We start from the raw sequence: 15059 nt of genomic DNA, 5'->3' as shown, positions 1-15059 counted from the left end.
CCGCTTATGCTGAGTTGGAGCATAAGCCCGCGGGCAGAGTTCAATCAATAGCGGTGGGTGCTGCGAGCGCCCGTCTTGATGCCCACCCCCGGGGCCGGGCGCTCGAGGGTGACGGCTGGTCGAAACCGCATCAGCCTTGCCGGCCGCCCGCCGGTGCGGGTTTCATGCTGGCCCGTGGCCTCAACCAGCTGCTGGCGCTCCACCAGGCGGCGGAAGTTCTGCTTGTGCAGCCGCGTCCCGGACAGTGCCTCGGCGGTGCGCTGCAACTGCAGCAGGGTGAAAGTGGGCGGCATCAGCTCAAAGAGCAGCGGGCGGTATTTGATCTTGCCCCGCAGCCGGCCCATGGCCGTTGCCAGGATGCGACGGTGATCCGTCGCCATGGATTGATCAACGCGCGTCGCCACGGATTCCGGTGGCTCGGCGCCCTCGTCGTGCCACGCCTCCGCCACCAGCCGCGCGCCATAGAGCAGCTCATAACGCTCCAGCGAGCGCTCCTCGTCCCAGGGCGTCGAGCCATTGGCAAAGGTCAGGCGCAGCCGTTCGGCCCGCCGTCGGCGTTTGGGCGCGCTGGGCGCCTGATCCCGCCAGTCGGCCAGCGCCGCGAGCAGTCGATCGACCACCGGCGGACGCTGGGTGCGCCAGTCCTCCCAGGGCAGATAGTCATACCAGGGCTGCCAGGCCGTCGCGCGGCCGGTCTGCGGATCAGCGTCGTGAACCAGGGCCAGATAGGCCACCGAGACGGGGCGAACGTCCTGTTCCGGCGGGCCGTCATCGCCGCCGGCCCGGTTGCGGTCGGCAAAGGTATAGAGCTGCTCCATGTAACCGAGCCGCAGCCCGGTCTGGTACTCCACCCAGCTGCGCAGGCCCGCCTGGAGTGTCCGGTGATCAGGCTGCAGGGGCCCGCAGGGCAGCGTATCGGGCTCACCCGGCCCGGACTGGACGGTCAGGATGCAGGGCTCGCCGTCGATCATGGCGACGATGACCGCCGTCAGATCGACCGTGGCGGGACTGGCGCGCTGGTCGAGCTCGATCACGCACTGTCCCGGTCGGGTTCACCCAGCGCATGACGCTGCAGCCGCTTGACCTCGTCACGCAGCTTGCCGGCTTCCTCGAACTCGAGGTTGCGGGCGTGCTGGTGCATCTTCTGCTCCAGCTCCTTGATGCGCTTGACCGCCTGGGCGGTGCTCAGATCGGCATAGGCCTTGGCCTCGTCGGCAACCTGCGCGTAGTGCTCGGCACTGTCCGGCGCGCTCGCCCCGCCCCGCTCCATGACATCGGCGATGGCCTTCTGGATGCCCTGGGGCGTGATGCCATGTTCCTCGTTGTGGGCGATCTGTTTCTCGCGCCGTCGTTCGGTCTCGTCGATGGCCTTTTTCATCGAATCGGTCATCTGATCGCCATACAGAATGGCCTGGCCGTTGACGTTGCGCGCCGCCCGGCCAATGGTCTGGATCAGGGAGCGCTCGGCGCGCAGGAAACCCTCCTTGTCGGCATCGAGGATGGCCACTAGTGAAACCTCCGGGATATCCAGTCCCTCGCGCAGCAGGTTGATGCCCACCAGCACGTCAAACGCCCCCAGCCGCAGGTCACGGATGATTTCGGTACGCTCGACGGTGTCGATATCCGAGTGCAGGTAGCGAACCCGGACGCCGTTTTCCGCCAGGTATTCGGTGAGATCTTCGGCCATGCGCTTGGTGAGCGTGGTCACCAGCACGCGCTCGCCAGCCCGGCTGCGCTCATTGATCTCGCCGAGCACATCATCGACCTGCGTGCTGGCCGGGCGCACATCGATGGCCGGATCCACCAGGCCGGTGGGCCGCACCACCTGTTCGGCAACCGCCGAGGAATGCTGCTTTTCATAGGGCCCGGGCGTCGCCGAGATATAGATGCGCTGCGGCGCGATGGTATCGAACTCCTCGAACTTCAGGGGCCGATTGTCGAGTGCCGAAGGCAGCCGGAAGCCATACTCCACCAGCGTCTCCTTACGGGCCCGGTCGCCGCGGTACATGCCGCCCACCTGCGAGACCGTGACATGCGATTCATCGATGAACAGCATGGCGTCATCCGGCACATAATCGAACAGGCACGGCGGCGCCTCGCCCGGCCCGCGTCCCGACAGATAGCGCGAGTAGTTCTCGATGCCGTTGCAGTAGCCGAGCTCCTGCATCATCTCAAGATCAAAGCGGGTGCGTTGCTCAAGGCGCTGGGCCTCGAGCAGTTTGCCGGCGCCCTGGAGCTGCTCGAGGCGCTCCTTCAACTCGACCTTGATCTTCTCCACCGCGCTCAGCACCGTGTCGCGGGGCGTGACATAGTGGGATTTGGGATAGACGGTCAGCCGCTGGACCCGACGCAGGACCTCGCCGGTCAGCGGGTCGAACCAGGCGAGGCTTTCGATCTCGTCATCAAACAGCTCGACGCGCACCGCTTCGTCCTCGGACTCGGCCGGGAAGATATCGATGACATCGCCCCGGGCCCGATAGTTGCCGCGGGCGAAGTCATAGTCATTGCGCGCGTACTGCAACTGCGCCAGCCGGCGCAGGATCCGGCGCTGATCGACGGACTCCCCCACCTCGAGATGCAGCACCATTTCGAGATAGGCGGTGGGGTCACCCAGCCCGTAGATCGAGGACACCGACGCGACGATGATGGTGTCGCGGCGCTCGATGATCGCCTTGGTGGCCGACAGGCGCATCTGCTCGATGTGCTCGTTCACCGAGGCATCCTTCTCGATGAAAGTGTCCGAGGACGGCACATAGGCCTCGGGCTGGTAGTAGTCGTAGTACGAGACGAAATACTCGACGGCGTTGTTGGGGAAAAACGCCTTCATTTCGCCGTAGAGCTGCGCGGCCAGGGTCTTGTTGGGCGCGAGCACCACCGCCGGGCGCTGCTCTTTGGCGATCAGGCTGGCCATGGTGAAGGTCTTGCCCGACCCGGTTACCCCCAGCAGGGTCTGATGCGGGTGGCCGGCGTGCAGGCTGTTGGCGAGGGTCTCGATGGCCGCCGGCTGATCACCGGCGGGCTCGAAGTCACTCTGCAGCTGAAAACGCAGTGTCTCGTCAGTCATGGCAATGCAGGCCCTGTCATGTTTGGCGTATCATCGCGGCAAACGGTAAAAAAACGGAGACCATCCTTGGCTATTGAACTCTCTGAGCGCGTCGGGCGCGTGAAGCCTTCCCCGACCATGGCGGTCACGGCCCGCGCCGCGGAAATGCGCGCGGCCGGTCACGACATCATCGGTCTGGGTGCCGGCGAACCGGATTTTGATACCCCTGATCATATCAGCGCCGCCGCGGTGCAGGCGATCCAGGCCGGTCAGACCCGCTACACCCCGGTCGACGGCACGCCGGCCCTCAAGCAGGCCATTCAGGCAAAGTTCGAGCGCGACAACGGCCTCGAGTACGACGCCAACCAGATCCTGGTGTCCTCTGGCGCCAAGCAGAGCCTCTATAACCTGTTCATGGCGGTGCTTGGCAGTGGCGACGAGGTGGTCATCCCGGCCCCCTACTGGGTGTCATACCCGGACATGGCGCTGCTCGCCGATGGTGTCCCCCGGATCATCGAGGCTGATCAGTCGCAGCGCTTCAAGATCACGCCGGCACAGCTAGAGGCCGCCATCACCGACCGCACCCGGATCGTGGTCCTCAACAGTCCTTCCAACCCCACTGGGACCGCCTACAGCCGGGCCGAGTTCGAAGCACTGGGCGAGGTCCTGCGCCGCCACCCCGACCTGCTCATTGCCAGTGACGACATTTATGAGCCGATCCTCTGGACCGACGAGCCGTTCAGCAACATCGCCATGGTCTGCCCGGATCTGGCTGAGCGCACGGTCGTCGTCAACGGCGTCTCCAAGGCCTATGCCATGACCGGATGGCGCATCGGCTATGCCGCCGGCCCCGCGAACGTCATCGGTGCCATGAAAAAGATCCAGTCCCAGAGCACCTCCAACGCCAGCTCGATCTCGCAGGCCGCTTCCGTTGCAGCACTCAATGGAGATCAGGGCGTGATCGGGCCCATGGTCAAGGCATTCCGCGAGCGCCATGACTTTGTCGTCAAGCGGCTTAATGCCATGAAAGGCGTGAGCTGCATCGCCGGAGACGGCACCTTCTATGCGTTCCCCGACGTCAGCGGTGCCATTGCTGCCATCGACGGCGTGGATACCGACACGGCGCTCGCCGAGCATCTGATCGCCGAGGCCAACGTGGCCCTGGTGCCCGGTACGGCGTTTGGTGCGCCCGGCCATGCCCGGATCTCCTTCGCCACCAGCATGGAGAATCTGGAAAAGGCGATGGATCGCCTCGAGGGCGCCTTCGGGCGCGGGTAGGCCCCGTTTTGATGCGCCGCGCCGGTTGACGGCGCGGCGTAAAACGCTAGACTACGCAGCGAGCTAGAGAGCGATTCCCCGGTAGCTCAGTGGTAGAGCGAGTGACTGTTAATCACTTGGTCGGCGGTTCGAATCCGTCCCGGGGAGCCATTCCGAACAAGCGCTCACTCCTTCCCCAAGAAACTGTATTTCCAAGATGTCTATTGACAAGGCATGAGGGTGACAGTTACCCACCGTGCCATGAAATTGCATTGTGGCAGTGAACCAAGCCGTGGATTCACCCTTGTCGAGCTGGTCGTCGTCCTCGCCGTGCTGGGTGTCCTGGCCGCGATTGCCGTTCCGCGCGTTCAAGGGCTCAGTGTTGATGCTGAAGTCACGAGTACGGCACGGGCGTTGAGTAGCGCGGTTGACAGCCATGTCGCCCGCTCACATACCGCGCAGACCACCGGATGTGGCGGTATTGCCTATTACTACCCACCGCAGGACGGCCGGGTATGCATCGAGGGCGAACCAGGCAGTGCTCCCGTGGCTACAAGCGGCATTGACGGCTTTGGGGATCGTCGCAGCGAGAAGCTCTGGAACCTATTCCTCGATATTCCCATCGCGGATTCCATTGGCGGTCTAGAAGAAACTGGATGGGTGGCTTCGTCAGCGACAGACTGCGGTTCGACCTCGTACACCTATTGCTGGGACTATTCCCGACCGGATGGCGAACGACTGGCGCGTATCCGCTACAACAATGACGGAAAAGCAGGTGTCGAGGTGATTGACGGTTCGGACGTCTGAGGTTGCCCGCGATGATATCGACACCGAGGGCACACACAATCCAGCGCACTGCGCCCCCGCCCTAGGGCACCAGCCACTGCCCCGCCCAATCCCGACGGCGATCAAACCCCGCGCGCCGATGGCGATGGCCGAGGTGCAGCGCCTCGAGGTAAACGACGTTCAGCTCGATGACCGCGAAATCTTCAGGCTGGGGCCAGACGGCATAATCCAGCGCATCGGTAATGGCCAGGCCAGACGCCGGCTGAAAGCCGTAGCAGCGCTGCGCATGCGCCGAAAGCCCACTCCAGATCGACTCAACGGCCGTCCCGGTGTGGATCACGGCCTCAGCCATCACCCGGATCTGCAGGTGCGCCGTCTGGTCCCACACATGCACCGCCGCCCGGGGCGCCGCCGCGAGGTCGGCAACCTTGCCTGCTTTTCGATCGGTATATACGCGCAGCTGTGAGGCCGCCCGGTCCGCGCCCCGCAGCACCACCGTCCGCACCTGAGGCCAGCCGTTGGTATCAACCGTCGCCAGTGTGGGATGCCGCGCCGCCGCCCGCCGGTCAGCCACTCCGCGGCCAAGTCGCTTCCAGGCCTGCTCGAGCAGTCCATCCAGCGATTCGGCCCAGTCATGCCGCTCCTGTGTCATCCTTCGCCTTCTCTCATGTTTTTAACGGAGTGAGTGCATGCGCTGGGACCCGCGTCTCGCCGGAATGTTGCAGCTGATGGGTGCAGCGCTACGCCCGCCGCCCGGCAAGGGCCGCGTCGCCCTGGCACTCGGTATGGGTATCGTGACACATCTTGCTTTTGCCGGCGGTGTGCTTGCCATGATGATCGCCATGTTCAACGGCATGAGCGCGACCTTCGGGCGTATCCCCCAACCCTGGGCCTGGGGCGTCAACGCGCTGCTGATCCTGCAGTTCCCACTGGCTCACTCCCTGCTGCTGACCCGCCGGGGCGGGCGATGGCTCACACGGCTGATCCCCGGCCCCCACGGCGGCACCCTCGCGACCACCACTTATGCCCTGATCGCGGCTTTGCAGTTGCTGGCGCTTTTCACGCTCTGGACGCCCAGCGGCATCGTCTGGTGGCGCGCTGAGGGCATGGTTTTCTGGCTAATCGTCACGACCTACGGACTGGCCTGGCTGATGCTCACCAAGGCAAGCTTCGACGCCGGCGTCGAGGTTCAGTCGGGCGCGCTGGGATGGATGTCTCTGTTGGCCCGCATCAAACCCCGCTTCCCCGATATGCCGACGCAGGGGCTTTTTCGGGTGATCCGCCAGCCGATCTATGTGGCCTTCGCCCTCACACTCTGGACGGTGCCGGTGTGGACGCCGGATCAGCTGTTCCTGGCCATCAGCTACACGGCTTACTGCCTGCTGGCACCGCGGCTGAAAGAGCGTCGCTTTGCCGCGCGCTACGGCGAGCGCTTCGCGCGCTACAAAAACGCCGTACCCTATGCCCTACCCCGATTGCACCGCCGAGGCGAGGATCACAATGCGCAATAATCTGGCCCTTTATGACGACGTCGCCGATCAGTGGTGGTCAGACGACATCCGCTGGGTGCGAACCCTGAAAAACCTGGTCCCGGGACGACTGGCGTGGATGGACCGGCAGATCGACTGGCGCGACCGCGCCGTACTCGATCTGGGCTGCGCCGGCGGATTCATGGCCGAGGCACTGGACGACCGCGGCGCCCGTGTGAGCGGCATCGACCCGGCCGCACGAGCCATCGACGCGGCTGAGCAGCATGCCCGGGCCGAGGGGCGGGCCATTGATTACACCACCGGCGTTGGTGAGGCCCTGCCCTACCCCGATCAGGGCTTTGACGCCGTGGTCTGCGTTGATGTCCTCGAGCACGTGCAGGACCTCGATCAGGTGCTCGCGGAGGTCTACCGCGTGCTCCGACCCGGCGGCTTGTTTCTGTTCGATACCATCAACCGCAACCCATTGGCGCGGCTCGCCACCATTACGGTCGCCGAAGATATCCTGCGGCTGTTGCCCCGGGGCACCCACGACCCGGCGCTGTTCATCAAGCCGACCGAACTGCGCACGGCACTCGCCGGCGCCGGGCTTGAGGCGGGATCGTTCACCGGCCTTGGTCCCCGCGGCATCAACCGCCGCGGGGACCTGACCTTTGGCCGTCTGCCACTGACCGCGATCCTCTACATGGGCACTGCCCGGCGGCCGGTGGACGACACTGACTGACCGGGACTAGCGCGATTCAACCTCGCGCCAGATCTGCTGGAGGAACTCGAGCGATTCACCCTGCAGGCTGGGGATGAAGGTCAGCCGTTCCATCTGCTCATCGGTGGGTAGGATCGGCGGCTCCTGCAACACCGCATCAAGCATGGGCAGCGCCGCTGCATTGGGGCTTGAGTAGTAGTTCCAGTTGGACAGCTGGGCGCCGATCCGGGCCTCGAGGATATAGTTGATGAAGGCGTGCGCGAGTTCGGGATTGGGCGCGTTGGCGGGGATCATCATGTTATCCACCCAGCGCTCGGCCCCCTCTTCGGGGATGACGAAGCGGATATCCTCGAAGCCTTCCGGGTCCTCGCTCTTGTAGAACAGGTAATCGCCGTTGAAGGTCATCCCGGCGGCGACCGAGCCGCGCACGAGCTGCTGGAGAATGGGCGTACCCTGGACAAAGCCGGCGAAGTTGTCGCGCTGCTTGGCGTCGAGCACTTCACGGGCCGCCGCCTCCAGGGCATCCCGGCCTGTGCAGTCATAGCCCTCGCCCTGATAGGCGCAGGCCGCCCCAAGACTCACCTGCGCGTCCTCGGGCACCGCGAACGGGGCATCCGGGTTGACCGTCGGGTCGAACAGGACCGACCAGCTGTTGGGGACATCGCCAAGGGCGGACTCGTCGTAGACCAAGCCCGTGGTGCCCCACTGGTAGGCAACGCTGTATTCGTTGCCCGGGTCAAAGGCCGGGTCCAGGAAGGCGTCCATCAGGTTATCCAGATTAGGCAGCCGATCGTGATCGAGCGGCTGCACCAGGTCGCTGTTGATCAGCCGCGGGACATAATAATTCGACGGCACGATGACGTCGTACTGGCTGTCGCCACCGGCCTGCAGTTTGGCGAACAGCTCGCCGTTGGAGTTGAAGTAATTGCGGACGACCTCGACACCATGGCGATCTTCGAACTGCTGGATGATCGCCGGATCCATGTACTGCGACCAGTTGAATAGATAAAGGGTCTCCCCCTCGAACTGGGCGCTGGCGGACCCCGCAGCGGTGGCGAGGGTGGTGGCGAGCAGACCCGCCCTGAGCGTTGGATGCGTCATGATGAGGCGCTCCTGTTGGTGGTGGATGAGGCCGATGGCCGTCGCTGGACGACCAGGCTGATCAGGGCCATGAGAAAAACGCTGCCAATCATGAGCGTGGCGATGGCGTTGACCTCGGGCGTCACCCCTTTTTTGATGGCACTCCAGATATAGATTGGCAGTGTGGTGCTCTCCGGGCCGGCGGTGAAAAAGCTGATGACAAAGTCATCGATGGACAATGTCAACGCCAGCAGGAAACTCGAGACGATCGCCGGCGAGAGCACCGGCAGCAGAAAAAAGCGGGCACGCTGCCAGGGCGCGGCGTAGAGATCCTGCGCCGCCTCGAACAGCTGCGGGTCGAGCGCCAGCAACCGGGCATTGACCAGCAGCGCGATGAACGGCACCTGAAACGTGACATGGGCGATGATCATGGTGCCCAGCCCCGGCGCCAGAATGCCAAGGCGCTCGTCGATGGCGATGAAAAAGATCATCTCGGCGATGCCGAAGATGATGTCGGGCATCACCATGGGCAGGTAGATCAGCCAGATCAGCCAGCTGAGCCGTCGCAGCCGGTAGCGGTAGAACCCGTAGCCCAGCATCCCGCCGATCACGATGGCGATCAGCGACGAGGTGAGCGCAAGCGCCACGGTGTTGAGCAGCGCCCCGATGATGGCATCGTTGCTGAACAGCTGCCGGTACCAGGTCAGCGAAAACCCGGCGAAACGCGCCGATGAGTTGATGGCGTTGAACGAGTAGAACACCACCACCGCGAGCGGCGCGTAGAGAAACGCCAGCAGCAGATACCAGAACACCCGCAGGCCGCGGTCCATTGCCCGGGCGGTCATAGCAGCACCTCACGGTCACCGCCGACGCGCCGGCCCAGGTCGCGCAGCACCTTGAGCCCCACCAGCGTCACCACGATCATGATGATCGCGCCAGCGGCGCCCAGTGGCCAGTTGCTGGCCTGGACGAACTGCCGCGCCACCAGGTTGCCGATCATGGTGGCCTTGCCACCCCCGAGCAGCTCGGTGACCACGTACATACCAAACGCCGGTATCGCCACGAGCACCGTGCCGGCCATCAGCCCGGGCAGGGTCTGCGGAAAGACCGCATGCCGGAACACGGCCACCGGCGAGGCGAACAGATCACGGGCGGCCTCGACCTGCTCGGTGTCGAGGCGCTCGAACGCCGCGTAGAGCGGCAGCACCATGAACGGCAGGAAGTTGTAGACCAGGCCCACGATCACCGCGAACTGCGAGGGGAAGAGCCCCATCTGCGGCTCGGTCAGTCCCACGCGCACCGCCAGGTCCGAGACCACGGTGTCCGGCGCGAAAATATTCATCCAGCCCACCGAGCGGATCACCTGATTGGTCCACGACGGCACCACCACCGCCAGCAGCATGACGGCCCGCCAGCGCACCGGCTGGCGGCTGATGAAGTACGCGGCCGGATAGGCGATGACGATCACGATGGCGGTGGCGAGCAGGCTCTGCCAGACCGAGCGGATCAGTGTGTAGAGGTTGCCGGGCGACCAGCCGAGGAACCCGAAGCCGGCCAGCTCGCGGAACGCATCCAGCGTGAGCGGCGCGGTGGGCAGACCGTACGGTCCATTACTGAGGAATGCCATGGCGACCAGATAGGCGCTGGGCAGGACCAGGAAGACAACAATGAAAAACACCCCGGGGGCGGTGGTCGCCAGCAGATAGCGGGTATCGCGACGCAGTCCGGACAATCGATGCGGCCTCCTAATCTGAAACGGTGGCGGTGCCACGCGGTGAGACGCCGACGCGGATGGTCTCGCCCACCTGGTGCTCCGGCTGGCCGCGGTTGGCGCGACTCGCCAGCAGTCGCAGCCCCCCGCAGGCCAGGCGATACTCGGTGGTCTCGCCCCGGTAGAGCCGCTCCTCGACGGTTGCCTCGAAACGGTTGGGGACCGTCTGCGCCTCGTCACCCAGGCGGATGGTCTCGGGGCGCAGCAGCAGATGATCGCCCGTGCCGAATGCGCCCTCAAGGCGCCCCAGCGGGGTATCGACGCCCGCCGCGTCGCGGCCATGAATGGGGACGAAATTCTGATGACCCATGAAGCGCGCCACGAACAGCGCCGCCGGTGCCTCATAGATGGCATCGGGCGGGCCCACCTGAACGATCCGCCCGGCATCAAGCACCGCCATGCGGTCGCTCATCACCATGGCCTCCTGCTGGTCGTGGGTGACGAACACGAAGGTCATGCCCAACCGCCGCTGGAGACGCTTAAGCTCGAGCTGCAGCCGCCCGCGCAGATCGGCGTCCAGGGCGGACAGCGGCTCGTCGAGTAACAGCACATCGGGCTCATTGATCAGCGCCCGGGCCAGGGCGACGCGCTGGCGCTGCCCTCCGGACAGCTGCGCGACTTCGCGGTCGAGCAGCCCGTCGATGCCAATGAGTTCGGCCATGCGCCGGGTGCGCGCGTCGATCTCGCCGGCGTCCGTCCCCCGCATTTCGAGGCCAAAGCCGATATTGCGCCGGACATTGCGATGCGGGAACAGCGCATACGACTGGAACACGGTGTTCACACTGCGCCGGTGCGGCGGGACGCCGTCCATCACCTGTCCGCCGATGGTGATGCGCCCGCTGTCGGGCTGTTCGAGCCCGGCCAGCAGTCGCAGCAACGTCGTCTTGCCGCAGCCCGAGGGTCCCAGCAGCGTGAAGAACTCCCCCGCGCCGACTTCAAGATCGACGGCATCGACGGCCCGGACGCCCTTTTCGAACGATTTGCTCGCGGCGTCCACGCGGATCGCGGATTCGGTTCGCGGGGAACCGACGGCTGGATCGGCCATGGGCAGCATCCCTCGACGGCTTTGTTTCGATGGATCGGCCAGTATACCGAAACTCGGCCGCCGATGGCGGATCAGGGCGCGGGGAGGTTGGCCTGTTCGCGGGCGAGCCGCTCGCGGGCGCCACTGCAGACGATGTCGCAGAGGTCGAAAATGAACGGCGCGGTAATCTCGAAATAGGCGCGATTGCCGGCCTGGCGACGCCCGACAAGCCCTGCGGCCCGCAGCGTGGCGAGGTGCTTGGAGACATTGGAAGGGCTTGCGCCGGTGTGCGTCGCGATCTCGCCCACCGTGCGTTCGCCATCCTGCAGACAGTGGAGGATGCCCAGACGCTGGGCGTCACCCAGCACCCGGAAGTACTGGGCGATGAGCTCCATGGTCTCGGGGCGCTGGGGATCAATATCCGGCATGGCTGACTCCTTTACTATGTGAGCATGTACGCATATAGTGAGATTTCTTTCAAGGATCAGGAGCACTCATGGGTCGCCGGATTGCCAGTCTTGCCATGCACCACCCGCGAATGGTCTTTATGGCCACGTTGCTGCTCACCCTCGTCGGCACGGCCCTGATCCCGCTCATCCAGATCGATACCGACCCCGAGAACATGCTGCCGGCCGACCAGCCCGATCGGGTGCGCCACAACGCGATCAAGGACCAGTTCAACCTCCATGACATGATTGTCGTGGGTGTGGTCAATGAACAGCGCGAAGAAGGCGTGTTCAACCCGCGCTCGCTGGCGGCCGTCCATTCGCTCAGCGATTCGGTGGCGGAAATCGACGGAGTGATCCGCCGCGACCTGCTCTCCCTGGCCACCGTCGATAATATCGCCCAGGCCGGCCCTGGCACCATCCGCTTCGAATGGATGATGAACACCCCGCCGACCACCCAGGCCGGCGCCGACCGCATCCGCGAGGCCACGCTCGATCTGCCGCTGTTCCGCGACACGCTCATCTCGGGCGACGGCGAGGCCACCACGCTCTACGTGCCCATCGAGTCCAAGGATCAGAGCCATCGTATTGCCGGCGAGATCGAAGAATTGATCGCCGGACTCGACAGCAGTGATGAATACCACATCACCGGCCTGCCAGTGGCCGAAGATACCTTCGGCGTCGAGATGTTCATCCAGATGGCCATCTCCGCCCCGCTGGCGGCGTTGGTGATCTTTGCCCTGATGTGGGGATTCTTCCGCTCGGTCACGCTGGTCGCGGCGCCCATGCTGATGGCCTTCGCCGTGGTGCTCACCACCATGGGGGCACTGATCGGCATGGGCTATACCGTGCATATCATGAGCTCGATGATCCCGATCTTTCTCATGCCCATCGCGGTGGTCGACTCGGTCCATATCATCAGCGAGTTCGCGGACCGCTATCGGCCCGAACGGGGCGCGCGCGAGACCATGAAGGATGTCATGGGTCACCTGTTCACGCCGATGCTCTACACCTCGATCACCTCGGGCATCGGCTTCGCCTCCCTGGCGTTCACCCCGATTCCGCCGGTGCAGGTGTTCGGGCTGTTCGTCGGAGCGGGCATCATCCTGGCGTTTATCCTCACCATCGTGTTCATCCCCGCCTATGTGGTCAGCCTCCGGCCCGAGCGGCTGGCCGCCATGCAGGCCGCGAGCCAGCGCCGCGACCCGGAGCACACACCCCTTGCCCGCGGTCTGCAGGGGCTGGGTGGACTGGCGCTGCGGCATGCCAAATGGGTCGTGAGCGGATCGGTGATCGCGATCATCATCGCCGGCTATGGCATCAGCCAGATCACCGTCAACGACAACCCGGTCCGCTGGTTTCAGTCGGATCACCGCATCCGGGTGGCCGACCGGGTGCTCAACGAGCACTTTGCCGGCACCTACAGCGCCTATCTGCGGCTTGAATCGGATGTCGCCGAAGACGCCCCCGAGCGCCTGCGCGAGACCGCCGGTTCAATCATCGATGACGCCGCGCAGGAAGGCGTCTCGCTGCAGGCCCCGTGGGAGCGGATGCAGGCATCGGCACGGGCGGATAGCGAGACCTTCGAGGCCGAGCTCGAGGCGCTCGGCTCGGATCTCTCGGATCGGGTGTTCACCGCCGACGAGGCCGCCGTTCCCTATTGGGAGTCACTGCTCACGGCCGTGGATGAGACCCGCGGCGCGTTGAATTACTTCCAGCGCCCCGAAGTGCTGCGCTACATGGCCGACTTTGAGCAGGCGCTGGTGGAATCCCCCGAGGTGGGCAAGGTCAACAGCCTCACCGACCTGGTGCGGACCGTCTATCGCGAACTGCGCAGTGGCGAGTCAGCGGACTATCGCATCCCGGATTCGCGCCGGGGCGTCGCCCAGACGCTGCTGAGCTTTCAGGGCTCACACCGCCCGCACGATCTGTGGCGGATGGTGACGCAGGACTACCAGGCGGCCAATCTCTGGCTGCAGCTCTCGAGCGGTGACAATCAGGACATGCAGGCCGTGGTGGAACGCGCTCAGGCCTATGTGGCCGAGAACCCCCTGCCCGAGGGCGTGAGCATGAGCTGGGGCGGTCTGAACTACATCAACGTGGTCTGGCAGGACGCCATGGTCAAAGGCATGGCCCAGAGTCTGGCGATTGCCTGGGTCATGGTGGCGATCATGATGCTGGCGCTGTTCCGGTCACTGCGCTTTGGCCTGCTGGCCATGATCCCGATGACCGTCAGCATCGCGCTGATCTATGGCGTCATCGGGCTGATTGGCAAGGCGTATGACATGCCCATCGCGGTGCTTTCGTCGCTGACGCTGGGTCTGTCGGTGGACTTCGCCATCCACTTCATCGAGCGCAGCCGCGAGGCCTATCGGCGCACCGGCCGGTTCATGGAGAGCATGCGATCGGTGCTGGGCGAACCCGCCCGAGCGATCAGCCGCAACGCCATCGTGGTCGCGCTGGGCTTTACGCCCCTGCTGGCGGCGCCACTGGTGCCCTACAACACGGTCGGCATCTTCCTGGCGAGTATCATGGCCGTCTCGGCCCTGGCCTCGATTGTCCTGCTGCCGGCGATCCTGTCCCTCGGGCGATCGAAGTTCATGCCGGATGCCGCCCCCCACACCGATGACTCGACGGAGGTGCACTCATGACGCCTGCACTCAGACTTGCCCTGGTACTGACCGCCGGCCTGCTGACCGGCGCGGCTCAGGCCCAGATGACCGATGCCACCGCAATCGTCGAGGCCGCCAACGAGGCGTCCTACTACGCCGGCGACGACGGTCGTTCCGCGGCCCGTATGATGATCGTCGATGGCGACGGCAATCGGCAGCGCCGGCAGTTCACGCTGCTGCGTCAGGACGTCGCGGATGGCGGCGATCAGCGCTATCTGGTGGTGTTCAGCCGCCCGGCGGATATCCGCGGCACGGTCTTTCGTGTGGAAAAGCACGTCGGCGAGAGTGATGATCGCTGGCTGTATCTGCCGGCCCTGGATCTGGTCAAGCGCATCGCCGCGGGCGACAAGCGGACCAGCTTTGTCGGCTCGCATTTCTACTACGAGGACATTTCCGGGCGCGGTGTTGGCGAGGACCGCCATGCCCTGATCGAGACCACCGACGACGCCTATATCATCGAGAGCACGCCGCGCGATCCTGCGGCGGTGGCGTTCGCGCGCTACCGCACACGCATCGACCGCGACACCCTGCTGCCCATGCGCACCGAATACGAGCGCGAGGACGGCGAGGTGTACCGGCGCATGGAGATCACCGAGGTGGAGACCATCGACGGCTACCCCACCGGGACCGAGACGCGCATGACGGATCTGGACAGCGGCGGCTATACCGTCACCCAGTTCCGCTATTCGGAATACGACATTGGCCTGCCGGCGGACATCTTCAGCGAGCGCTCGCTGCGTAACCCGCCACGGCAATGGCTGCGCCGGGACTGAGTGCAGGAGGCCATCGC

The 15059-nt window shown here is 64.9% G+C and carries 14 protein-coding genes and 1 tRNA gene; 7 read left to right on the top strand and 8 right to left on the bottom strand.

Annotation, left to right across the window (positions count from 1 at the left end):
• Positions 1–44: 44 nt before the first annotated feature.
• Positions 45–1034 carry an NUDIX hydrolase gene (locus tag BBH56_RS02750; protein ID WP_148121843.1) on the bottom strand — a complete coding sequence of 330 codons (990 nt, stop codon included), beginning with the start codon at positions 1032–1034 and terminating at the stop codon, positions 45–47.
• Entirely contained in the window at positions 1031–3064 is a 2034-nt protein-coding gene (uvrB, locus tag BBH56_RS02745; RefSeq protein ID WP_148121842.1) for an excinuclease ABC subunit UvrB, read from the bottom strand. Before uvrB ends, BBH56_RS02750 begins: the two co-directional genes overlap by 4 nt.
• A 66-nt stretch (positions 3065–3130) precedes the next feature.
• Here uvrB and BBH56_RS02740 point away from each other — a divergent pair, with 66 nt between their 5' ends.
• The 3 genes from BBH56_RS02740 to BBH56_RS02730 all read left to right on the top strand — a co-directional run bounded on the left by BBH56_RS02740 (position 3131) and on the right by BBH56_RS02730 (position 5107).
• Complete coding sequence (locus BBH56_RS02740; RefSeq protein ID WP_069134315.1) at positions 3131–4321, top strand: pyridoxal phosphate-dependent aminotransferase; 1191 nt, start codon at positions 3131–3133, stop codon at positions 4319–4321.
• Positions 4322–4396: 75 nt separating this feature from the next.
• Positions 4397–4471, top strand: a tRNA-Asn gene (locus BBH56_RS02735).
• Positions 4472–4540: 69 nt separating this feature from the next.
• The gene (locus BBH56_RS02730) at positions 4541–5107 is read left to right on the top strand and encodes a prepilin-type N-terminal cleavage/methylation domain-containing protein (protein ID WP_157809058.1); all 567 of its coding nucleotides are present in this window, start codon (positions 4541–4543) and stop codon (positions 5105–5107) included.
• Positions 5108–5168: 61 nt separating this feature from the next.
• On the opposite strand, the gene BBH56_RS02725 is transcribed toward BBH56_RS02730, so the two are convergent.
• Positions 5169–5738, bottom strand: coding sequence for a pyridoxamine 5'-phosphate oxidase family protein (locus BBH56_RS02725; protein ID WP_148121840.1), 570 nt, complete (start codon positions 5736–5738; stop codon positions 5169–5171).
• Between the two features lie 37 nt (positions 5739–5775).
• Between BBH56_RS02725 and BBH56_RS02720 the strand changes: the two genes are divergently transcribed.
• On the top strand, positions 5776–6597 hold the full coding sequence (locus BBH56_RS02720) for a methyltransferase family protein (protein WP_148121839.1): 822 nt from the start codon (positions 5776–5778) through the stop codon (positions 6595–6597).
• On the top strand, positions 6587–7297 hold the full coding sequence (gene ubiG / locus BBH56_RS02715) for a bifunctional 2-polyprenyl-6-hydroxyphenol methylase/3-demethylubiquinol 3-O-methyltransferase UbiG (RefSeq protein ID WP_148121838.1): 711 nt from the start codon (positions 6587–6589) through the stop codon (positions 7295–7297). The genes BBH56_RS02720 and ubiG overlap by 11 nt, the downstream gene beginning before the upstream one ends.
• A gap of 6 nt (positions 7298–7303) precedes the next feature.
• On the opposite strand, the gene BBH56_RS02710 is transcribed toward ubiG, so the two are convergent.
• The 5 genes from BBH56_RS02710 to BBH56_RS02690 all read right to left on the bottom strand — a co-directional run bounded on the left by BBH56_RS02710 (position 7304) and on the right by BBH56_RS02690 (position 11579).
• Positions 7304–8377, bottom strand: coding sequence for an ABC transporter substrate-binding protein (locus tag BBH56_RS02710; RefSeq protein WP_110883032.1), 1074 nt, complete (start codon positions 8375–8377; stop codon positions 7304–7306).
• Positions 8374–9201 (bottom strand): ABC transporter permease, encoded by an 828-nt coding sequence (locus BBH56_RS02705; RefSeq protein WP_148121837.1) that lies wholly within the window; start codon positions 9199–9201, stop codon positions 8374–8376. The genes BBH56_RS02710 and BBH56_RS02705 overlap by 4 nt, the downstream gene beginning before the upstream one ends.
• Positions 9198–10088, bottom strand: coding sequence for an ABC transporter permease (locus BBH56_RS02700; RefSeq protein ID WP_144347633.1), 891 nt, complete (start codon positions 10086–10088; stop codon positions 9198–9200). The genes BBH56_RS02705 and BBH56_RS02700 overlap by 4 nt, the downstream gene beginning before the upstream one ends.
• 13 nt (positions 10089–10101) lie before the next feature.
• A complete protein-coding gene (locus BBH56_RS02695; protein WP_235012797.1) occupies positions 10102–11172 on the bottom strand; it encodes an ABC transporter ATP-binding protein in 1071 nt (356 codons plus the stop codon).
• A gap of 71 nt (positions 11173–11243) precedes the next feature.
• Positions 11244–11579 carry an ArsR/SmtB family transcription factor gene (locus tag BBH56_RS02690; protein ID WP_110883036.1) on the bottom strand — a complete coding sequence of 112 codons (336 nt, stop codon included), beginning with the start codon at positions 11577–11579 and terminating at the stop codon, positions 11244–11246.
• A 68-nt stretch (positions 11580–11647) separates the two neighbouring features.
• Between BBH56_RS02690 and BBH56_RS02685 the strand changes: the two genes are divergently transcribed.
• Both BBH56_RS02685 and BBH56_RS02680 read left to right on the top strand, forming a co-directional pair.
• Positions 11648–14248: an efflux RND transporter permease subunit gene (locus BBH56_RS02685; RefSeq protein WP_148121835.1), complete on the top strand. Its 2601-nt coding sequence runs from the start codon at positions 11648–11650 to the stop codon at positions 14246–14248.
• Positions 14245–15042, top strand: a complete 798-nt coding sequence (locus BBH56_RS02680; RefSeq protein WP_148121834.1) for an outer membrane lipoprotein-sorting protein — start codon at positions 14245–14247, stop codon at positions 15040–15042. Before BBH56_RS02685 ends, BBH56_RS02680 begins: the two co-directional genes overlap by 4 nt.
• Positions 15043–15059: the final 17 nt, after the last annotated feature.

This window comes from Spiribacter roseus (assembly GCF_002813635.1).
GTDB lineage: Bacteria > Pseudomonadota > Gammaproteobacteria > Nitrococcales > Nitrococcaceae > Spiribacter > Spiribacter roseus.
This window is presented reverse-complemented; position numbering and strand designations above follow the sequence as displayed.

Excerpts from the sequence above, each read along its gene's own strand:
- uvrB (WP_148121842.1), bottom strand. The coding sequence starts at position 3,064 with ATGACTGACGAGACACTGCGTTTTCAGCTGCAGAGTGACTTCGAGCCC.
- BBH56_RS02725 (WP_148121840.1), bottom strand. The coding sequence starts at position 5,738 with ATGACACAGGAGCGGCATGACTGGGCCGAATCGCTGGATGGACTGCTC.
- BBH56_RS02720 (WP_148121839.1), top strand. The coding sequence starts at position 5,776 with ATGCGCTGGGACCCGCGTCTCGCCGGAATGTTGCAGCTGATGGGTGCA.
- ubiG (WP_148121838.1), top strand. The coding sequence starts at position 6,587 with ATGCGCAATAATCTGGCCCTTTATGACGACGTCGCCGATCAGTGGTGG.
- BBH56_RS02710 (WP_110883032.1), bottom strand. The coding sequence starts at position 8,377 with ATGACGCATCCAACGCTCAGGGCGGGTCTGCTCGCCACCACCCTCGCC.
- BBH56_RS02705 (WP_148121837.1), bottom strand. The coding sequence starts at position 9,201 with ATGACCGCCCGGGCAATGGACCGCGGCCTGCGGGTGTTCTGGTATCTG.
- BBH56_RS02695 (WP_235012797.1), bottom strand. The coding sequence starts at position 11,172 with ATGGCCGATCCAGCCGTCGGTTCCCCGCGAACCGAATCCGCGATCCGC.
- BBH56_RS02690 (WP_110883036.1), bottom strand. The coding sequence starts at position 11,579 with ATGCCGGATATTGATCCCCAGCGCCCCGAGACCATGGAGCTCATCGCC.
- BBH56_RS02685 (WP_148121835.1), top strand. The coding sequence starts at position 11,648 with ATGGGTCGCCGGATTGCCAGTCTTGCCATGCACCACCCGCGAATGGTC.
- BBH56_RS02680 (WP_148121834.1), top strand. The coding sequence starts at position 14,245 with ATGACGCCTGCACTCAGACTTGCCCTGGTACTGACCGCCGGCCTGCTG.